This window comes from Arthrobacter sp. SLBN-53 (genome assembly GCF_006715585.1).
In the GTDB taxonomy this organism is placed as follows: domain Bacteria; phylum Actinomycetota; class Actinomycetes; order Mycobacteriales; family Mycobacteriaceae; genus Mycobacterium; species Mycobacterium neoaurum_A.
On sequence record NZ_VFNN01000001.1, the window covers coordinates 609,213 to 631,066 of the forward strand.

Here is a 21,854-nt window from a genome sequence, read left to right on the forward strand (position 1 = left end):
ACGCGCGGTCAATCTGACTCTAAGCCTTGTCAGAATTAGATGGCAAGCTATCCACGTGGTTTCGGCGCGGGTGTATAGCGGAATGTCCGCCGAGGAGCGTCACCGGAACCGGCGCACCCGTCTCATCGAGGCCGCAACGGAGTTGATCGGCACGCGCGGCGTTGCCGCCGCCACTGTGACTGCCGTCTGCGCTGAATCGGGTGTCACGTCACGGTACTTCTACCAGCACTTCTCCGACCGAGACGCACTCCTGCGGGCTGTCTACCAGCAGCTCTATGCCACCTTCCAGGAGGTGATAGTCGACGCGATCCCCGATGCCGGCGAGCCACCGGAGGTATTGGCGTACGCGCCAATCCGCAGGCTGGTCGGCATGATCGACAACGACCCGCGGCTGGGTCGGATCCTGTTCGTGGAATCTGCAACCGAGCCGCTGCTCCGAGAGCTACGCAGCGAACTAATGGCAGGTTTCACCGACCTTGTCTTGCGCGAAGCCAGACTTCACCTCGACATCGCCGACTCTGCCGTGGGGGTTGCCCATTTGGCTTCGACCTTGGGCGTGGGAGGGCTATTCGAAGTCTTGCGCCGCCGACTCGACGGAGAACTGGAATTCACCACAGATGAACTCGTTCAGCACTGCGCAGGTTTCCTGGGCAGCCTAGGCAATTACGTGCTGCTGCAGAACACGGGCCAGTCGGCCACAACCGAAGCGCAAACCTAGAGCTAGCGGCCCCGCTACGCGATGTGGCCGTGCGTGCGCCCGACGACCAACGTCCGAGAACAGCAACAGCAAGACCCTGAACGGCATCCAAGGCCAGTGTCGTCGACTTACAGCGTCAGCCCTGGCTTCCAGAAACCCACTGAGTGTTCGATCATTCCTCTGCCCACTGCGACCGTCGGCCCGGTCCCGACTCGATAGCGGTCGCCGGCCCCTTCGCCAGCCGCGCGCTTTGCGCGGCCTGGCGACGACGGCCCCGCCACCACTTGCACTACATGCGGTAGCGTAGCGATACCGATAGTATCGCTACGATTCGCTACTAGTGGAGGCCCAGTGACCGACGGCACTGCAGATTCCCCAGGCCAGGCCACGCGCCGTGGCCAGCGGGACAACGGATCCCCCAACCCGGCCGAAACCCGCGAGTACAGCGAACGGTTGGCAGCGCTAGCCCGATTCACCCTCCGACACAAAGCGCTGGTCATCGGGGTATGGCTAGGCGCCGCGGTCGTCCTCGCGTTGCTGTTCCCCCAGCTAGAAACCGTGGTGCGCCAACAGTCGGTGGACCTCATCCCTCGCGATGCGCCGTCCTTGCAGACGGTTGACCGCATGAGCGCCGCTTTCGGCGAAGAAGGCTCAAAAACCATGGTGTTCGTCGCCATGGAAGACCCCAATGGCTTGACTCCGACTGCACGGCAGCGCTACGGCGAACTCGTGCGCCGGTTGCAGGGCGAAGGCAACCACGTCCTGCTGGTGCAGGACCTACTGTCCGATCCGATTACCGAAGCCCAGGCAGTCAGCGCCGACCGCAAAGCTTGGTACCTGCCCGTAGGTGTCACCGGCACCCTCGGAGACCCCACGGCCGCCGAATCGGTAAACGCGGTGCGCAACATCGCCGCCGAGGTCTTCACCGGCTCGACCACGACTGTGCAAGTGACGGGACCACCGGCAACCTTCAGCGACATGATCGCATCCGCCGAGCACGACCTGCTGCTGATCTCAATCGCTACCGCGGGCGTGATCGCCCTGATCCTGCTGATCGTCTACCGGTCGGTGTTCACCGCGCTGTTACCGCTGCTAGTAATCGGGTTGAGCCTGGCAGTCGGGCGCGGCGTGCTGTCCGCCCTCGGCGAGATGGGCATGCCCGTCTCCCAGTTCACCGTCGCCTTCATGACTGCGATCCTGCTCGGCGCGGGAACCGACTACACCGTATTTCTGATCAGCCGATACCACGAACAGCGCCGCGCCCAAGTACCCGCCGATCAGGCCGTCATCCACGCCACCGCCAGCATCGGGCGCGTCATCCTCGCCTCCGCCGCCACCGTCGCACTCGCGTTCCTGGCCATGGTCTTCGCGCGGCTCAGCGTCTTCGCCGCCCTTGGCCCCGCGTGTGCCATCGCCGTACTGTTCGGATTTCTGGCCACCGTAACCCTGCTGCCACCGGTGCTGTCGCTAGCCGCCAAACGCGGCATCGGTGAACCCAAACCCGATCGCACCCGCCGCTACTGGAACAGCGTCGCCGTCGCCGTGGTCCGCCGTCCCGTGCCACTACTCATCGTCAGCCTGGTCATCTTGCTCGCCCTGTCGGCAGCGGCAGCAACCATCAAAATCAGCTACGACGACCGCAAGGGCCAACCAGACACCACGGCCAGCAACCTGGGCTACCACCTGCTGGACCGCCACTTCCGCAAAGACGTCGTCATCAGCGAATTCCTCGTCGTGGAAAATCCGACCGACATGCGGACCGGCAAAGGACTGGCCGATCTTGACGAGATGGCCTCCCGCGTCTCCCAGATCCCCGGCGTCACCAAGGTTTCCGGAGTCACCCGCCCCACCGGAGAGCGCCTCGACCAAGCAGAACTGGCCTGGCAGAACGGCCAGATCGGCGACAAAATGGCCGGCGCCGTCGCCGAGGGCAACTCCCGCAAGGACGACCTCACCAAACTCACCGACGGCGCCGACCAGCTCGCCGACGGCCTCGCCCAACTCGACAGCACCGTGCGCACCGCCTTCACACCACTAGCCGGAATCCTCACCCAAGCCCAATCCGCAGGAACTCAGGTCAACCAATTCCGGCCGCTGCTGCAACAACTTTCCGCCACTGCCCCCGCCGTCGACCAAGCCATCCAATCCGGCCCAGGACTACGACCGCTGGCCAACCAAGCCCAAAACGCAATCACTCAACTCGACCCACTCGTCGGCGCCCTCAACACCTCACCCTGGTGCGCCACCACCCCACAATGCGCCCAAATCCGCAACCAGGTCCAGATCCTGGTCACTCTGCGCGACAACGGATTCTTCAACCAAATCGCCGACCTCGGGGACCGCTACGATCCCGCCACCAATGCCACCGTTGGTGGCACCCTCGCCAACGTCCAGAACGCAGTCGCCTCACTGGACAAGGCATTCGGAGCCCTGGGTGACCCCGCCGACCTGACCACAAATCTCCGCCGATTGCAGGACGGAATCGGACAGCTGGCCTCCGGCGCCCAAGCACTCGCCACCGGCGTCCGCACCCTCGCCGACAGCAACATCGAAATGCTGTCCGGCATGAGCCAGATCGCCACCCAACTACAGAACTCCTCGCGCGCAGCGGCCGACTCCGACTCCTCGAGCGGTTTCTACCTGCCCGCCAACGCATTCGAGAACCGGCAATTCACCGACGTCGCCGAACAATTCCTCTCACCGGACGGCAAAACAGCGCGGTTCATGATCGAAAGCAGCCACGACCCATACAGCGTTGAAGCCATGGACCTCGCCAGCCGCATCACCGACACCGCCAACACCGCACGACCCAACACGTCACTCGCCGACGCCACCGTGTCCGTAGCCGGCTTCCCCGCCGTCAACTCCGATATCCAACGACTCCTCTGGGCCGACTTCGCACAACTAGCCATCGCCACCATCATCATCGTCGGCGTCATCCTGGTCCTACTACTGCGCGCACTCCTAGCACCGCTCTACCTACTAGGCACCGTCGTGCTCAACTACCTCGCATCACTCGGCATCGGCGTCGTAGTCTTCCAATGGGGACTGGGCCACGAAATCGCCTGGCCCGTACCGCTGCTGGCGTTCATCATCCTCGTCGCCGTCGGCGCCGACTACAACATGCTGCTCGTCTCACGGCTCCGCGAAGAATCCGGAACCAACATCCGCGTCGGCGTCCTGCGCACCGTGGCAAACACCGGAGCCGTCATCACCTCCGCTGGCCTCATATTCGCCGCCAGCATGTTCGGCCTCATGGTCGGCTCAGTCGCCATCATGATCCAAGCCGGCCTCATCATCGGCTTCGGGCTGCTGCTCGACACCTTCCTCGTGCGCACCCTCACCGTGCCCGCCATCGCCACACTCCTACGCGAAGCCAGCTGGTGGCCCACCAAAGCAACAAACCCGCGACCCGGTCAGACCAACCCAGGAGGCATTAAGGACGCACCTCACGTGCTGGTCCAGGAGAGGTGAAAAGCGAACAGAGCAATACCCGGCGCTACATGCCGACCAGCGTGAAGGCGTATTCACCCCGAATGAATACGACCCCTGCGCCGGTACTTTCTGAGAGTTGTTTAAGAACTGCCGGTTTGGTGGTGGAAATTTCGAAACCAACGGAGTTTCCTCCCGGACATGGTGGCATCCAGGTGCGCGTCATGGTGATGACGCTGCACAAGCTGACCGCCGGGGACGGATACCTGTACCTGGTGCGCCAAGTCGCAGCAGCCGACGATACTCAGCGCGGCCGATCCACATTGGCCGACTACTACTCGGCGAAAGGCGAAGCGCCGGGCCGCTGGCTCGGGCGCGGTTTGGCCGCTTTATCCGAGACCAGCGGGACGGATATTGATTCGCATGTCCGTCACGACATCTGGTCGGTCGAGGCGGGATCGGATGTCGGCGAGGAACAGATGCGTGCCCTTTTCGGAGAAGGCCTGCACCCCAACGCCGATCGCATCGAACGGTTCGTCGCCGGCCGCGGAGTCGGTTCTCAGCGCACCGCGGGCCGATTGGGCCGCAAGTTCTACGTCCGTGACGGGGAACCCGAGTTCGCTCGACGGCTCGCGGTCGCATACCGCGAACACAACACTGCCGCCGGTGCCCAGTGGAACACCACGATCGACGCTGACCTGCGTGCTCGCCTCCGCACCGGTATCGCTGTCGACATGTTTGGCGAGCAGTACGCCCGCCCACCGGCCGATGATCGTGAACTGTCAGGCTTCATCGCCCGCAATACCCGCGCCCGTACGACCGCTGTCGCCGGGTACGACCTGACCTTCTCCCCCGTGAAATCCGTTTCCGCACTGTGGGCTATCGCGCCACTGACTGTCGCGGAGAAAATCGAGACAGCCCACGATGCCGCCGTTGCCGAGGTTCTTGACTGGTTGCAGGATCATGCGGCGTTCACCCGGCTGGGTACCAACGGTGTCGCTCAAGTCGACACCGAAGGACTGATCGCCGCGGCGTTCACCCATCGCGATTCGCGCGCCGGGGACCCAGACCTACACACCCACATCGCCGTCTCGAACAAGGTCTGCCACGTCGACGCCAACGGCGTGCGCCGCTGGCTCGCCCTCGACGGCCAACCGCTGCACCGAACCGTGGTCGCCGCCTCCGAGTTGTACAACACGCGCCTGGAAGCTCATCTGTCTTCCAGTTTGGGTGTGTCGTTCACCGAAAAGTCGCGCGGCGCCGGGAAACGACCCGTCCGCGAAATCGTCGGACTGCCCGGAGAATTGCTATCCAGGTGGTCGAGCCGACGCGCCATGATCGAAGGCCGCACAGCCGAGCTCGCAAAGCAGTTTCAGACCGATCATGGTCGCGAACCGACACATGTCGAGATCATCGCACTGGCCCAACAGGCAACGTTGGAAACGCGCGAGGACAAGCACGAGCCCCGCTCGCTGGCCCAGCAGCGCGCGACCTGGCGGAACCAGGCCGTGGAGGTCCTCGGCCGCGACGGCGTGCAGCGGATGCTGGCCGACATCCTCGACCACCCCGCGCGGCAATATCGGGTCCCGGTGACCGATGATCGGTGGGTGTCGGCGCGCGCCGACGAGATCATCGCGACGGTGGCCCAAAATCGCGCGACCTGGCAGCGCCACCACGTCCGCGCCGAAGCACTGCGCGTTGTCCGCCACCACAACGTGTCGCACAATGTCGGACTCGTCGATCGCATCACCGATACCGCACTGTCGGAATCTTTCTCGGTGCCGCACGCCAGTGTCGGGGACGGCCTGTTGGGTGAGCCTGTCGCATTGCGCCGCCGCGACGGCGCAAGTGTCTACACCCGCCACGGAACGCAAACATTCACCAGCCGAGACATCCTGGCCGCCGAACGCCGCATCCTGACCGCTGTCGCACGTGTCGACGGCCGCTGCGCCACAGACCTCGATGTCGAATTCGCCCGCGCCGACGCAGAGCTGCGCGGACGCACTCTCAACCCCGGCCAGGTCGCACTCGTCGCGGAGATGGCGACGTGCGGGCGGCGGCTGGCACTCGCGCTCGCACCCGCGGGCACCGGCAAGACCACCGCCATGGCTGCCCTGGCCCATGCGTGGCGCAGCTCCGGAGGCCACGTCCTCGGTTTGGCCCCCACCGCCGAAGCGGCAATCGTCCTCGACGAAGACCTCAAATCCCGCACCGACACCATCGACAAGTACGTGCACACCATCGACCAGCCGGCCAACGCACAGCCCAGCTGGTTTCGCCGTGTCGGACCCGACACGCTGATCATCGTCGACGAAGCCGGAAAAGCCTCCACCGTCGGACTCGACCGCCTGATCGCCGATGCACTATCGAAAGGCGCCAGCGTGCGTCTTATCGGTGATGACGGACAGCTTTCCTCGATCTCGGCCGGCGGTGTCCTGCGCGACATCGCCGAAGCCACCGACGCTCTCACCTTGTCCGAAGTCGTGCGCTTCAAATCGCCCGCCGAAGCCGCTGCCGGGCTCGCACTGCACGACGCCGACCCCGCCGGCATCGCCTTCTACATCGACCACCACCGCATCCACGTCGGCACCGAAGACACCGCCGCCGACATGGCCTACCGGGCATGGCGCGACGATCTGGCCGCCGGCACAGATTCCATCCTGCTCGCCCCCACCAACGACATCATCACCACCCTCAACGCCCGCGCCCGCGCCGACCGCATCGCCACCACCCCCCACGCACAACACCAACCCACCGTCGTCCTGTCCGACGGGCTGCACGCCAGCGTCGGCGACACCATCCGCACCCGCCGCAACAACCGCCGCATCCCCATCGGCCGCGACGATTACGTCCGCAACGGCTACCGCTACACCCTCACCGACGTCCGACCCGACGGCGCCATCGTCGCCCACCATTTGCGCAGCGGACGCCACGTCACCCTGCCCGCCGGTTACCTCGCCGAGCACGTCACCCTCGGCTACGCCGCCACCATCGACTCCGCACAAGGCCTGACCGCCGGAAGCCGCACCACCACCGGCACCTGCCACATCGTCGGCTCCGACCAACTGACCCGCCAACACCTCTACGTCGCGATGACCCGCGGCACCGACGAAAACCACCTCTACCTGTCCACCGCCGAAGCCGATCCCCACCGCCTGCTCTCCCCCAAAGCCACCCACCCCGACACCGCCGTCGACGTCCTCACCCGCGTGCTGGCCCGCGACGGCGCACAGGTTTCGGCGACCACCGCTGCCCGACAGGCCGCCGACCCGGCCACACGCCTGCACGCCGCCGCCGACATGTTCTACGACGCCCTCGGCGTCGCCGCCGAACACCACCTCGGACCCCGCACCCGCGACCACCTCGACACCCTCGCCGACACCGTCCTGCCCGAACTCAGCACCCGAGAAGCCTGGCCGGTGCTGCGCCGCCGCCTCGCCCTCCACGCGGTGGAGGGCGCCGACCCCCGCCAACTACTCACCGACGCCCTGGCCAAAGGCGACATCCACAACGCCGCGGACCCCGCCGCCGTCCTGGACTACCGCATCGACCCCGCCGGCGCCCACTCCGCCGGCGTCGGTGTCCTGCGCTGGCTTCCCGCCATCCCCGACACCCTCACCCACGACCCGCACTGGGGCAACTACCTAAGGCGCAGGGAAGCCCTCGTCGAGGACTTGGCCAACGACATCCGCGCCCGCGCCCGCGACTGGACCCACGCCACCGCACCCGCCTGGGCAAGACCCCTCATCACCGTGAACACCGCACTGACCGCCGAGATCGCCGTCCTGCGCTGCGCCACAGGAATACCCGACTCCGACACCCGCCTCACCGGCGCTCCGCAGCGCCCCGTCCGCACCCGCGCCGTCCAGACACTGCTGCAACGCCACGCCGCCGCCGGCATCAGCCGCCACAGCGCCGACACCACCCGCTGGAACGACCTCATCGACCACCTCGACCCGCGACTGCGCGCAGACGCCTACTGGCCGCAGTTGGCCACCAAACTCGCTCACGCCGCCCGCACCACCCCGCACTTCCGCGAAACCCTCATCAATGCGGCGCACCAAAAGCCCCTGCCCGACGAACAACCCGCTGCAGCACTGTGGTGGCGCATCATCGGCGCCCTGTCCCCCACCACCACGCTGGCCACCACCCACTCCCGGCTACGGCCGGCCTGGCTGCGAGACCTCGACGACACCTTCGGCACCGCGCTGGCCGAAACCATCTGCGCCGACCCCGCCTGGCCCGGCCTGGTCGCCGCCATCAGCGCCGCCGACCCACACACCTGGACCCCACGCGACCTGCTGCAACTGGCCGCCGAGCACCTCGCCGACGACGACGAACCGATCCCAGCCGCCGACTACGCCCGACTCATCACCTACACCATCGACGCCTTCACCCACCACCCGGCACTGCACCCCGGCGCTGCCGAGGTACCCCTACCTGATGACATGCCGGCCGACCCGTTCGAGGAAGAGGCGCTGTTCCCGCCCGACCCTGCCCATCCCGTACCGCCCCACGACGCCGCGTACTACTTTGACCAACAGAACTCTGCCGACGTCGGGAACACCTATGAGTACGGCACCGGCCCCATCGACGGACTTCGATTCGAAGAGCTCACCACCACCGCGCCGGACCGCGAACCCCTGGTCACCATCGAGCTCCTACACTCGCTGCAACAGCAATACCGCACCGCCAGCGAGCAATTGAACGTTCTCGACGTCCAGATCAAGGCTGACAACGGCCCCGCGATGAAGGCCGTCGTCGAAGAGCTGGCGCGCATGCGTCGCCAGGTCGATGCCGATCGACCGTACCGACATGCCGTCACCGAGATCGTCGCGCAGTGGTCAGACGCGGACGCTGCGTTCAACAACGTGCTCCTGATGATCGAACATGCCCAGAATCGCCTGCTGTCGCTGCGCGCCGACCCGGATGCCGATGAACTCGATATCGCCTCCGCCCAAGCCGATCTCGCGTTCCACAACGCCTTCCTCCCCGACACCAACCCCGCCACGCAGTTCCAGCCGTTACTTGAGAACGCGCGCGCCGCACGAGCACACGCCGGCGGCGGCGAACCGATCGCCACCGAACGCGACATCGACACACTGCGCAACACCGCAAGAAACGACGACCGCACCGCCCGAACAGCACTACGCGCACGCTGCAACACCCTCACCGCACAGATCACGCGCGCCGAACGCGACATCGCCCGCGCCTTCGCATCCGCACATACCGCAGCCGAAACGGCATTGGAGAAGCTGCGTGAACCCGCAGAGCAAGAACTCGACGTCCTGCGCGCCGCACGCCACGTCGATATCGACCACGCACCGCTCGCCATCACCGACTCTGCACTCGAATCGATCGACTCGACCATCGCCACGCAGATCACAACACTCGCCGCCCAGCCCTACCTCGTCGGCTACCTGTACGCCGACCGCACCCATCCAGACACCGCTGCAGCCCTCCGCACCCTGCGCATGGTAGCCAACACCCACGATCGAAAAGTGCTGTGGCTCAGCACCACCCAAAACAGTTCAGACACCGACCCTGGGCTCGACTCCGCAGACAGCCTCCGCCCACTCGACAACAACATCGAAGGCCTCGCCGAAGAACTTCACACCCTGGGACCGCACACCATCGTCGTCATCGACAACCCCACACACACCCACCCCGGCCATCTCGCCGACGTCCTCCGATGTGTCACCGCGAACAACGCCCGCGCCATCATCCTCGACCCCAGCACCAGCACACCCGGACCAGCCTCAAGCGCTCTGCGACTACTGGCCACGACCCTGCCCTGGGCCACACAACTCGGACCCACCGACCACCGACGGACGGCCAATCCAACGCCAGCCATCACGCTCGCCGCCGGCCACGACCGCACCCAGCTCGCCCAGGACTGGCGACATCTGCTCAACGACTACGACGCCGCCACCCGCGCCATCCGCTCCGCACACCGACTACAACTCACCCTCTCCTGGAACACCCCGCGTAACGACCGGGAGCAAGATCTCGGCGCAAGCATCGACGACTAGCTCCTCGGTTCTTCTCAAGGCGTACCTACACGCAGAAATCGCTAATGTGCAACATGTTTCGGCAAGCTGCGGAGTATCGTGAGGAAATGGCATGCAAGGCCTTCCCCCACCGTTTGGCCTGTGGTGGCTACCGCTTCCAGGCCCCGCGTCGCCGGGGACGATCATGACCGGGCAACACGCCCTCGCGCTGCGGCGTCGGACGTCAGGGGTACGAGCGTGCGGCACCGAGTCAATGCCGCTGGCTATCGATCCGGAAGTCCTGCGCACGGTCCAGGCGGTATACAACTCCGAGCTCGGCCTTCCTGACGATTGGAGTGACTCGCGCCGTGCAGCTTTCCTCAACGCTGAAGCAGAGAAGATAACTTGGATGGTTCGCGCACAGGCCGGTGCCATTGGCGACGAAAGGGTCTATCAATGGACTCGGCAGCACGGCGTGCCACCGGATTTGGAACTACAGCGTCATTTATTTGGATCCGCACGATCAGAGGCACTGCGCGCAGTTTTGCGAAGCGAGTTATACGAGCTCATTGATTACGGGGTCGACAACTGAGCGAAATATGTTCGCCATCTATCCCCATAGATAAACGATTCTCACAATTGCAGGGCGCAGCCTAGCCGGATCCGAATCGAAATCTGACGGCATTCCACTACGACAGATTTTTCGCCGTTTGTCCGCTCGCATTGTGGACAAATAGCGAAATACGTTAGTAGCCAAATTTTCTCGCAGCGGATACGCCTAGCGTGGTGGACAGCACGTCACGATTGCGCATACCGTCAATCAAGCCGACCGAATCTTGAGAAAGACGCGTGAAGCCCAAGCACTGGCCCTGAGGCAACGTCGCCTCTCTGGCTTTTGAGGAGGTGAATAGCGTTGAATAACAGTTCTTTAGATGGCCTGCCTCTACTCCTCCCGGTACCGCGTGCAGCAATACTGCTGGGTATCAGTCGCGCGTCGGCATACCGGCTCGTGTCCACAGGCGAACTTCCGTCAAAGCGGCTGGGCGGGCGCGTCTACGTTGTGACCGCCGAACTTCGTCAGATCATTGCGGCATAATGGATTGAGTTCCTCGTCGCTGCTCGGTATCCGCGCCGGCGCTCCCCGGTGTAGGCGAGGTTTTCCTCCATCGCAGTAGACGGTGCCCGGTCCACTGCCTTCGAACCCGCAGGATCGGTCTCGTGAATCCAAGCCCCAACGCCTCGGCGGATCAGTCGAAGCGCGACTCGTCGAAACGTGCCCGCCGAGCTGAGCCGATTACCAAACGGACGTCCAAGGATGGCTCGATCAGCTATGAGTTCCGGGCCGACGTCGGCAGTAAGCCGGACGGCAGCCGAGACAGGCGCCGATTCACCTACCGCACCCTGACCGAGGCGAAGCGCGAATACCGTCGCATCACAACTGAAGTCACGATCGGTGTCTACGCACGAAAGTCAACACTCACGGTGGCCGAAGCATGTGATGAATGGCTGGCGGGACGCCGGGGAATCCGCAGCGTCACACTGCAGGGCTACAGGCACGACCTCGCCGTCGTCAGACGCTTCCTCGGCGGCAGGAACCTTCAGCAGCTCACCAAAGCTGACGGCGATGCACTTGTGGACTACATGCTGACCAGCGGTCGAAGGTCTCGCCGCTGCTACCAGCCGGGGAGCTTGGCCGGACGAGTCATCGAGCAAATTTCTGCCCATCCCGGAGGCATCTCCGCGGCCGATCTCGTCGCCGCATTCCCGAACGAGAACGTGCATACATGCCTGTCCGGCCTGAAGCGGGCGAACCGCGTCGCACGTCCCAGCCGAGGCATGTACATAGTTCAAGACCCTGAGGCAGAGAACACTTCGAACGCCGGAGTCAAACCCATCACTGTCCGCTCGACGTTGACCACCTTCGGCATGGTCATCCAGTCCTTTGTCGACCAGGGCACGCTCAGTCGCAATGTCATCGCACTGGTCGAGCGGCCAGCCGACCCCCTCGTTGACGACAAACCCGCGACGGCCAAGTCGTGGACACTCGCCGAAGTCGACGAGTTCCGTAAGTCAGTGCGCGATGAACGGCTCTTCGCCTGCTGGCTGCTGAGCTGTTACGGCTTGCGCCGGTCCGAGGTGCTCGGCATCCGATGGTCGGCCCTCGAGGGCGACACGTTGTCGATTCGCCGAAGCCGTGTCCTGGTCGGCAACGACGCCGTCGAGGGCATGCCCAAATCTCGACGCAGCCTCCGCGAGCTGCCGCTACCTCCAGAGCTCTCGGCGGCGCTAGAAAGGCTGAAGGTGCAGCAGCAGGAAGAGACGCGCGTCGCGGGCGACACGTGGTCCGATGACCGTCTGATCGCTGTCCGGGCCGACGGCACCCCCATCCGCCACGAGTGGTACTCCGATGAGTTCCAGCGACTGCGTGCCCGCGCCGGCCTGCGTCGTCTCCACCTGAAGGGTCTACGCAACACGAGCGTCAGTCTGATGCTGGCCGGCGGTTTGCCGGTCCACGTCGTCGCCGCGTGGCACGGGCACGACCCCGCCGTGTCTCTGTCCATCTACTCCGATGCTCAACGCGAGGATCTGCGCGCCGCTGGCGCCGCACTCTTCGGTTGACCCTCGGCCCACTGAGATCCGCTTGGGACACTGTTGGGACACTGGGCAAAATCCGAGGACTCGCCGAAATGACAAAACCCGCTCCGACCGAGGTCAGAGCGGGTTTTCTTGGTCGGGCTGACAGGATTTGAACCTGCGACCACTTGACCCCCAGTCAAGTGCGCTACCAAGCTGCGCCACAGCCCGAGTGCCTTCCGGGATCGCCGGTAGGCGAGCGAAACTCTACCTCAGGCCCCCACCCAAATCCCAACCGCGTCATCCGTCACGGATCTGGGTACTGATCAGTGGTGCCAGACACCCGTGACGACACTCCCCTGTGGCTGTTCGCCGACCAGCTCGGGCCGGCCGTCTACGGCGGTGAGCACGCCCACCGCGAGGTGCTGCTCATCGAGTCCACCGCGGCCTTGGGTAAGCGCCGCTACCACCGCCAGAAGCTGCACCTGGTGCTCTCGGCGCTGCGCCATGCCGCCCATGACCTCGGCGACCGCGCCACCCTCATCCAGGCCGACAGTTACACCGAGGCCCTGGAGAACTTCAACAAGCCCGTCGTGGTCCACGAACCGACTTCGCACGCGGCCGAGAAGTTCGTCCACCGACTACAGAAGCAGGGTCTGGTGACCGAGGTCCTGCCGACCCCGACCTTCGCGCTGCCGCGCAAGGACTTCCAGAGCTGGGCCGGCGAGCGCACCCGCTTCCGCATGGAGGACTTCTACCGCGACCAACGTCGCCGCTTCGACGTCCTGATGGAGGGTAAGGACCCCGTCGGCAGCCGGTGGAACTACGACGAGGACAACCGCGAGTCGCCGCCGAGAAAACAGCGCACCCTCGACGTCCCGGCGCCCTACCAACCGCGCGAGGACGATATCGACGCCCAGGTCCGCCGCGACCTCGATGCCCTCGACCTGGACACCATCGGCAACGACGGTCCGCGCCTGTTCGCCGTCACCCCGGCAGAAGCGCGCCGCGCACTGAAGAGATTCATCGAACACCGGCTGCCGGCCTTCGGCCGCTACGAGGACGCCATGATGAGCCAGGACTGGGCGATGTCGCACTCACTGCTGTCGGTTCCCCTCAATCTCGGCGTGCTACACCCCCTGGATGCTGTCGAGGCCGCCGAGCGGGCCTACCGCGACGGCGACGCGCCGCTGGCCGCCGTCGAGGGCTTCATCCGCCAGATCCTGGGCTGGCGTGAATACATGTGGCATCTGTACTGGCACTTCGGCCCGGACTACACAACCAACAACGAACTCGAGGCCCACACCCGGTTACCCGACTGGTGGGCCGACCTGGATGCGGACGCCGTCACCGCCGCCTGCCTACGCTCCGCGCTGGAAGGGCTGCGCGACCGCGGCTGGAACCATCACATCCAGCGGCTGATGATCCTGGGCAGCCACGCGCTGCAGCGCGGATACCGGCCCGACGAGCTCACCGACTGGTTCGCCACCGCCTACGTCGACGGCTTCCGCTGGGTCATGCCCACCAACGTCATCGGCATGAGCCAGCACGCCGACGCAGGCCTGCTGGCGACCATGCCCTACACATCAGGCGGCGCCTACATCAACAAGATGAGCGACCACTGCGGCGACTGTGCCTACGACCCGAAGAAACGCGTCGGCGACGATGCCTGCCCCTTCACCGCCGGCTACTGGGCCTTCACCTACCGTCACCGCGACCGGCTGGCCAAGAACATGCGGACCCGGCGGGCGGTGTCGTCGATGGATCGACTCGGCGATATCGAGGCGGTGTTGGAGCAGGAGTCAGCGCGGGACCGTTTCTGACGCGACGTCCGATGCGGCCTCGTCGGCCTCGGCCGGGGCGAACTTCGGTGCGCGCGACACCCGCCACGCATAGACCACCAGCGACGCCCACACCACCACGATGACCGAGTAGATCGCCGTCGACCACGGCCACTGCACGTCGAAGAAGTGCACCAGCTTCTGGCTGTTGGTCAGCACGATGACGCCGCCCACGGCGGAGCCCAGCAGCGCCGGGCTGACCTTGGTGACCAACCACGCCGCGAACGGCGCGGCGATCACACCGCCGACCATGAGACCGACGACCACCGGCCAGTTCTCCAGGAATTCTTGACGCAGACCGATCAGGAAGCCCAGCGACGCCGAGACCGCGACCAGGAACTCCGAGGCACTGACCGATCCGATGACGGTGCGCGGCGCGGTCTTGCCCTGCGACAGCAGCGTGCTGGTGGTCACCGGTCCCCAGCCACCACCGCCGGAGGCGTCGATGAACCCGCCGAAAAGACCCAGCGGGGCAAGGAACTTGACGCTGTGACTGGTGCCCTTGGCACCAAAGGTCAGCGGTGTGCGCAGCGAGAACCGCAACAGCACGTACACCCCGATACCCACCAGGATGGCCGCCATCAGCGGGGCCGCATGCTCGGTGGACAACGAGGACAGCACGGTCGCCCCCAGGAAGGCACCCACCGCGCCGGGCCCGCCGAGCTTGCCGACCAACTTCCAGTCGATGTTCTTGAACTTCCAGTGCGACAGACCGGAAGCGAACGTCGTGCCCACCTCGGCCAGGTGCACCGCGGCGCTGGCCTGGGCCGCGCCCACCCCGGAGAGCACCAGCAGCGTGGTGGCGGTGACACCGAAGGCCATTCCCAGCGCGCCGTCGACGAGTTGGGCACCGGCACCGACAAGGGTGAAGATCAGAAGCGAACGCATGGCTGCTCTCGGGGATGGTGGTCACCGCACACGGGGACCGCGACGAATGGGACGCGTCAGGGACGCGGACAACACCATTCGTCGAACGCCATCAACCGGCGGGAAGGCCAGAACGGCTCAAGGGCGAACGCGTCCGACGGCGACGGCGTGATGAACACGCGATCAGCCATCTGAACAGTCCCTTCGTGAGCCGTAAATCGGAGTCAGCCTACACGGTCAACAATCGATAGAGCCCGATCAATCCCACCACGACGATCACCGCGCGCAGCGCCCCGGGAGACAGCCGTCGGCCGTAGTGTGCGCCCAGGAAACCGCCGATCAGCGACCCGATGGCGATCAGGCCGGCCGCAGCCCAGCTGATCCGGTCGAAGGCGACCACCGTGTACGCCACCGCCGCAACGATGTTGACCAGCAGCGACAACAGGTTCTTGGCGGCATTCATGCGCTGCATGTCCTCGGGCAGCAGCGCACCCATCACCGCGATCAGCAGGATGCCCTGGGCGGCGGTGAAGTAGCCGCCGTAGATCCCGACGACGAAGGTCCCGGTGATCAGCGCCGCCATCCGGCCCACGCTGATGTCGTGCACCGACTGTCCCTGGGCTTCGGCACGGCGGCGCGCCCAAGCCTGGATGCGCGGGCCGACCACCACCAGCGCCAGCGCCAGCACCAGCAGCACCGGCACGACCTGTTGGAACACCTTCTCCGGCAGGTGCAGCAGCAACCACGCTCCGCAACCGGCACCCACCAGCGAGGCCGGGATCTGCCAACGCAACCGGTTCCACTGCCCGCGCAGCTCGCGGCGATATCCCCAGGTTCCCGACACCCCACCGGCGACCAGGCCGACGGCGTTGGACATGGTCGCGGTCACCGGCGGAAAACCAAGTGCCACCAGGGTCGGGAAGGTGATCAACGTGCCGGAACCGACGATCGCGTTGATGGCGCCGGCTCCCACTCCGGCCAGAGCAATGAGGATCATGTGGGTCGTCGACACTTCGGCCACCCTACCCAGGTGCTCCAGCGCCGCTGCCAGCGCTTGGCTCCGCGCCGTCGGGTCGCTCCGCTAGCGCTTCGCTGCCCGCCCCTAGGTCGCTCCGCTAACGCTTCGCTCCGCCGGCCTTGGCTCCGCGCTTCTCGCGCACCCGCACGTTGATCCGGATCGGGCTGCCCTCGAAGCCGAACGTCTCGCGCAGCTTGCGCTCCAGGAACCGGCGATAACCGGCCTCCAGGAACCCACTGGTGAACAGGACGAAGGTCGGCGGGCGGGAGGCGGCTTGCGTGGCGAACAGGATGCGGGGCTGCTTACCGCCGCGCACCGGCGGCGGCGTCGCGGCCACGATCTCCTTGAAGAACGTGTTGAGTCGGCCGGTCGGGATCCGCATGTCCCAGGACCGCAGCGCCGTCTCCAGGGCAGGCACCAGCTTCTGCACGGCGCGACCGGTCTTGGCCGAGATGTTGACCCGCGGTGCCCATTGGATCTGCACCAGTTCCCGGTCGATCTCCTTGTCCAGCAGGTAGCGCCGGTCCTCGTCGACCAGATCCCATTTGTTGAAGACCAGCACCAGCGCCCGGCCTGCCTCGATCACCATGGTCAACACCCGCAGATCCTGCTCGGTCAACGGCACCGATCCGTCGACGAGCACGATGGCCACCTCGGCGGAATCGATGGCGCTGTGGGTGCGCACCGAGGCATAGAACTCGTGCCCGCTGGCCTGACCGACCTTGCGCCGCAAACCGGCGGTGTCGACGAAACGCCAAGGCTTGCCGTCCAATTCGATCAGCGAGTCCACCGGGTCGACGGTGGTGCCCGCAATATCGTGGACCACCGAGCGCTCGTCGCCGGCCAACCGGTTCAGCAGCGAGCTCTTGCCCACGTTGGGCTTGCCCACCAGCGCGACGCGCCGCGGCCCACCGGGACCGCCGCCGCCCACCTCGGACACCTCGGGCAGCTCGGCCAACACCGCGTCCAGCAGGTCGGCCACGCCACGACCGTGCATCGCGCTGATCGGGTGCGGCTCCCCCAGGCCCATCGACCACAGTGCGGCCGCGTCGGCCTCACCGCGTTCGTTGTCGACCTTGTTGGCGGCCAGGTAGACCGGCTTGCCCGAACGCTGCAGCTTCTTGGCGGCCGCCTCATCGGCCGAGGTGGCCCCGGTGGTCGTATCGACGACCATGATGATGGCGTCGGCGGTCTGCATCGCGATCGCCGCCTGCTCGGCGACCTTCTGCTGCAACCCCTTGGCGTCGGGCTCCCAGCCGCCGGTGTCCTGCACGACGAACCGTCGGCCCGACCAGCTCGCGTCGTAGGACACCCGGTCACGGGTCACCCCGGGGATGTCCTGCACGACGGCCTCGCGGCGGCCGAGGATCCGGTTGACCAGCGTGGACTTACCCACATTGGGCCGGCCCACCACGGCCACCACCGGAGGTGGCGCCGATTCTTCTTCGTCCGCGCCTTCTTCGAAAACGACCGAATCCCAGTCGCTTTCGTCGTTCCACGTACCGTCCTCGGTCATCGGTGTGCTCCCACCCGTTGTGCCACAAGGTCCTGCAGGTGGGCCACCACGGCGGCCTCGTCCATATCGCTGGTGTCCACGATCACGGCGTCCTCGGCCGGACGCAGCGGTGACACCGCCCGCGTCGAATCCAGATGGTCGCGGCGCTGCACATCGGCCAACACGGCCTCGTAGTCGTCACCGAGCCCGGCCGCGATGTTCTGGACGTTGCGCCGGCGCGCCCGTTCCTCGGCCGAGGCGGTGAGGAAGATCTTCACGTCCGCGTCGGTGAGCACCACGGTCCCGATATCGCGGCCCTCGACCACCACGCCACCGTCACCGGCGGCCAGCTCCCGCTGCAGCCGAACCAGATGGGTGCGCACGGCGGGTACCGCCGAGACGGCCGACACCGCACCGGTGACCTCGTCGCCGCGGATCTCCTGCGAGACGTCCTCACCGCCGAGGAATGCCTCGTCGTGGTCGGGGTCATAGCTGACCGCCAGGTCGACATCAGCCGCGACCGCTGCCACCCGCTCGGCATCGTCGAGATCGACCCCGGCACGCAACACGGCCAGCGTCACGATGCGGTACATCGCTCCGGTGTTGAGGTAGCGCATGCCCATCGCGCGGGCCAAACCTCGCGACACCGAGGACTTACCGGTGCCGGCAGGCCCGTCCAGCGCGATCGTCGGTCCCGTGCTCACATTCCCACCGCCTTGTACAACTCGCCGATCTCCTTGCGGGTCAACACCCGGATGCTGCCGGGGCGCATGTCCCCCAGGTTCACCGTGCCGATATCGGTGCGCACCAACGCTTCCACCGGGAAACCCACCGCAGCCAACGTCCGGCGGACGATGCGCTTGCGTCCCTCGTGCAAGGTCACCTTGACCAGCGTCTTGCCGGGCAGGGTGTCCACGACGGCGAAATCGTCGAGCGTGACCGGGCCGTCGTCTAGTTCGACGCCCTCGCGCAGCTTCTTGCCCAATCCGCGCGGCACGCGTCCGATGACGGTGGCGACATAGGTTTTGGGCACCTCGTAGGACGGGTGCATCAGCCGGTGCGCCAGCTCACCGTCGTTGGTCAGGATCAGCAGCCCCTCGGTATCGGCGTCCAGCCGGCCGACGTGGAAGAGGTTCTTGTTACCGCGCACCCGGTGCTCCACCAGATCGCCGACACACGGCCTGCCCCGGTCATCGGACATCGTGGAGTGCATGCCGCGCTCCTTGTTGATGGCCAGGTAGACCAGATCCTCGTTGACGATGACGCGGGTACCGTCCACCCGGATATCGGCGTTGTCGGGGTCCACCCGGGTGCCGAGCTCGGTCACGATCCGGCCGTCCACCTCGACGCGACCGTCGAGGATCATCCGTTCGGCCACCCGCCGGGAGGCAACCCCGGCTTGCGACAACACCTTCTGTAAGCGGACACCGTCCGGCTCGTTCATGTCAGTCCTTGTCCACGTCGATGCCGGCGGGCGGCTCGGGTACGGCAGCCGCGGCGCCGAGTTTGGCGAAGCGCGGCTCATCGTGCAGGTTCTCGCTCAGATCGTCGATGACATCGACATCGGGCAACAGCGGTGCGATATCGGGCAGATCCGCCAACGACGACAGCCCCAGCCGCTCCAGGAACAGCTCGGTGGTCGCGAAAGCGACTGCCCCGCTGTCTGAATCGGTACCGGCCTCGGTGATCAGACCGCGCGCCAACAGCGTTCGCATCACGGCGTCGACGTTGACGCCACGGACCGCGCTGACCCGGGCACGGGTGACCGGCTGTCGGTAGGCGACCACCGCGAGGGTCTCCAGCGCCGCGCGGGTCAGTTTCGAGCGCGCCCCGTCGAGCAGCAGCCGCTCCACATAGGGCGCGTACCGGGCGCGGGTGTACATCCGCCAGCCGCCGCCGGCCTCACGCAGATCGATACCGCTGTTGCGCTCGGTGAGTTCGGCGGCCAGCTGGGTCACGATGGCGGCGATCCGGTCGATCGGCTCACCGGTGGCCGAGGCCAGCGCGTCCAGCGACGCCGGGGTATCCACCACCAGCAGCAGGGCTTCCAACACCGACCGCAGTTCGGCATCGTCGAGGGATTCGGTCTCCGACTCGGCGTCCGTGGCGTCGGCCGGACCGAGCTCGCCGATATCGGCGGCGTCCAGCTCGGTGTCGGTCACATTGTCGGTCATCAGTCTTCTTCCACTGCGGCTGCCAGGTGTTCGTTGGTTGGCCGATCCCCGGTCCACGAAACCTGGAGCACACCGAGCGGTTCTACTTGCTCGAATGCTACCGCCCTGGCCCGGTAGAGCTCCAATAGCGCCAGGAAGCTGCCGACGATCTGCATCACGTCACACCCGTCGACCAGATCACCGAAGGACGCCCAACCCCCGATCCCGCGCTGTTCCAGCAGACCCATCAGGCGCATGGCCTGCTCGGGCACCGATACCGGCTGCACGTGCAGGTGGTCCAGCCGCACGCTGGGCACCGGCCGCGGGGTGAACGCCGCCGCCGCAATCTGAGCGAAGCGATCGGCGTCCACACCGATCATGACCTCGGGTAACAGCTCTTCGAAGCGCGGTTCCAGGGATACCGAACGCGGGTAACTGCGCAGCGCCGCAGCCTCCAGCTCGGCGAACATCAACGCGACGTGCTTGTACGCGCGGTACTGCAGCAGTCTGGCGAACAGGAGATCGCGGACCTCCAGCAGCGCGAGGTCCTCCTCGTCGTGCACCTCGCCGGCGGGCAACAGCCGGGCCGCCTTGAGGTCCAGCAGTGTGGCCGCAATCACCAGGAAAGCGGTGGTCTCGTCGAGTTCGAGCTGGCGGCCGATCTCCTTGGTGTACGCGATGAACTCATCGGTGACCTGATGCAGCGCCACCTCGGTGACGTCGAGGCGGTGGCCGAAGATCAACTGCAACAGCAGGTCGAAGGGGCCCTCGAAATTGCTCAGCCGAACCTGGAAGCCCGCTTTGGCCTCACTGGTTTCGGACGCCTCGGCGGTCGCGGGAGCTGTGTCGTCGCTCACGAACCGAACCGGGCGATGACCTCGCGGGCCAACGACCGATACGCCACGGCCCCAGTGGATTTCGGCGCCCACGTGGTGATCGGCTCACCGGCGACACTGGTCTCCGGGAACCGTACGGTACGGGTGATCACGGTGTCGAAGACCAGATCGCCGAAGCGCTCGACAACCCGTGCCATCACTTCGCGCGCGTTCACGGTGCGCGGGTCATAACGGGTGACCAGGATGCCGCTGATGTCCAGTTTGGGGTTGAGCCGGTCGCGGACCTTGTCCACGGTGTCGGTCAGCAGCGCCAGCCCGCGCAGTGAGAAGTACTCACACTCGGTCGGGATGATCACGCCGTCGGCGCAGGCCAGGCCGTTGACGGTGAGCAGGCCCAGCGACGGCTGGCAGTCGATGAGGACGTAGTCATAGCGGTCGAGGACCGGGTAGAGCGCCCGCGCCAGCGACTGCTCGCGGCCGACCTCGTTGACCAATTGGATCTCCGCCGCGGACAGGTCGATATTGCTGGGCACCAGGTCCAGACCGCTGACGCGGGTCTTGATCAGCACCTGGTCGATCGAGACGCGCGGCTCGATCAGCAGGTTGTGGACCGTGTGGTCCAACTCGTAGTGCGGCACACCCAACCCCGCCGACAGCGCACCCTGCGGGTCCAGGTCGACCAGCAGCACCCGCCGGCCGTATTCGGCCAGGCTGGCACCCAGATTGATGGTCGATGTCGTCTTGCCGACGCCGCCCTTCTGGTTGCACATGGCGATGACCTTGGCCGGACCGTGGATGGTGCGGGGCGCCGGTTCCGGGATCTCTCGGACGGGCCGTCCGGTGAGGCCCAGCTCCACCTGCGGCTCGATGCCGAGGTTCAGGCTGCCACCGCCGCCGACGTCGTCGCTCACGGCGCAGCCACCGAGGTCAGGCGGCACTCATCCATGGCGA

The 21,854-nt window shown here is 66.0% G+C and carries 14 protein-coding genes and 1 tRNA gene; 6 read left to right on the top strand and 9 right to left on the bottom strand.

What is annotated here, in order from left to right; genetic code table 11:
• Positions 1–82 precede the first annotated feature (82 nt).
• The 5 genes from FBY28_RS03005 (at position 83) to FBY28_RS25945 (ending at position 12,738) form a co-directional block, all read left to right on the top strand.
• A complete protein-coding gene (locus tag FBY28_RS03005; RefSeq protein ID WP_011856886.1) occupies positions 83–718 on the top strand; it encodes a TetR/AcrR family transcriptional regulator in 636 nt (211 codons plus the stop codon).
• 330 nt (positions 719–1,048) lie between these two features.
• Positions 1,049–4,171 carry an MMPL/RND family transporter gene (locus FBY28_RS03010; RefSeq protein ID WP_011856887.1) on the top strand — a complete coding sequence of 1,041 codons (3,123 nt, stop codon included), beginning with the start codon at positions 1,049–1,051 and terminating at the stop codon, positions 4,169–4,171.
• A 182-nt stretch (positions 4,172–4,353) separates the two neighbouring features.
• Positions 4,354–10,161, top strand: a complete 5,808-nt coding sequence (mobF, locus tag FBY28_RS03015; protein WP_174241523.1) for a MobF family relaxase — start codon at positions 4,354–4,356, stop codon at positions 10,159–10,161.
• An 871-nt stretch (positions 10,162–11,032) separates the two neighbouring features.
• Positions 11,033–11,215, top strand: coding sequence for a helix-turn-helix transcriptional regulator (locus FBY28_RS26350; RefSeq protein WP_216847472.1), 183 nt, complete (start codon positions 11,033–11,035; stop codon positions 11,213–11,215).
• Positions 11,216–11,337: 122 nt separating this feature from the next.
• On the top strand, positions 11,338–12,738 hold the full coding sequence (locus FBY28_RS25945; protein WP_216847473.1) for a tyrosine-type recombinase/integrase: 1,401 nt from the start codon (positions 11,338–11,340) through the stop codon (positions 12,736–12,738).
• A 109-nt stretch (positions 12,739–12,847) separates the two neighbouring features.
• Here the strand turns inward: FBY28_RS25945 and FBY28_RS03035 are convergent.
• Positions 12,848–12,924: transfer RNA gene (locus FBY28_RS03035), tRNA-Pro, on the bottom strand.
• Positions 12,925–13,025: 101 nt separating this feature from the next.
• On the opposite strand from FBY28_RS03035, the gene FBY28_RS03040 reads away from it, so the two are divergent.
• Positions 13,026–14,516, top strand: a complete 1,491-nt coding sequence (locus tag FBY28_RS03040; protein ID WP_286177691.1) for a cryptochrome/photolyase family protein — start codon at positions 13,026–13,028, stop codon at positions 14,514–14,516.
• Here FBY28_RS03040 and FBY28_RS03045 read toward each other — a convergent pair.
• The 8 genes from FBY28_RS03045 to FBY28_RS03085 all read right to left on the bottom strand — a co-directional run bounded on the left by FBY28_RS03045 (position 14,496) and on the right by FBY28_RS03085 (position 21,814).
• Positions 14,496–15,422, bottom strand: coding sequence for a sulfite exporter TauE/SafE family protein (locus tag FBY28_RS03045; protein WP_141864152.1), 927 nt, complete (start codon positions 15,420–15,422; stop codon positions 14,496–14,498). The two genes, FBY28_RS03040 and FBY28_RS03045, sit on opposite strands and share 21 nt — an antisense overlap.
• Before the next feature lie 208 nt (positions 15,423–15,630).
• Entirely contained in the window at positions 15,631–16,413 is a 783-nt protein-coding gene (locus FBY28_RS03055; RefSeq protein WP_141864154.1) for a sulfite exporter TauE/SafE family protein, read from the bottom strand.
• Positions 16,414–16,516: 103 nt separating this feature from the next.
• Positions 16,517–17,935: a ribosome biogenesis GTPase Der gene (gene der, locus FBY28_RS03060; RefSeq protein ID WP_019512130.1), complete on the bottom strand. Its 1,419-nt coding sequence runs from the start codon at positions 17,933–17,935 to the stop codon at positions 16,517–16,519.
• Positions 17,932–18,618 (bottom strand): (d)CMP kinase, encoded by a 687-nt coding sequence (gene cmk / locus FBY28_RS03065; protein ID WP_141864156.1) that lies wholly within the window; start codon positions 18,616–18,618, stop codon positions 17,932–17,934. Before cmk ends, der begins: the two co-directional genes overlap by 4 nt.
• Positions 18,615–19,358, bottom strand: coding sequence for a pseudouridine synthase (locus FBY28_RS03070; protein WP_030137475.1), 744 nt, complete (start codon positions 19,356–19,358; stop codon positions 18,615–18,617). The genes cmk and FBY28_RS03070 overlap by 4 nt, the downstream gene beginning before the upstream one ends.
• Before the next feature lies 1 nt (position 19,359).
• Complete coding sequence (scpB, locus tag FBY28_RS03075; protein ID WP_174241524.1) at positions 19,360–20,088, bottom strand: SMC-Scp complex subunit ScpB; 729 nt, start codon at positions 20,086–20,088, stop codon at positions 19,360–19,362.
• Positions 20,088–20,924: a segregation/condensation protein A gene (locus tag FBY28_RS03080; protein ID WP_019512126.1), complete on the bottom strand. Its 837-nt coding sequence runs from the start codon at positions 20,922–20,924 to the stop codon at positions 20,088–20,090. The genes scpB and FBY28_RS03080 overlap by 1 nt, the downstream gene beginning before the upstream one ends.
• Positions 20,921–21,814, bottom strand: coding sequence for a ParA family protein (locus FBY28_RS03085; RefSeq protein WP_019512125.1), 894 nt, complete (start codon positions 21,812–21,814; stop codon positions 20,921–20,923). Before FBY28_RS03085 ends, FBY28_RS03080 begins: the two co-directional genes overlap by 4 nt.
• Positions 21,815–21,854 lie beyond the last annotated feature (40 nt).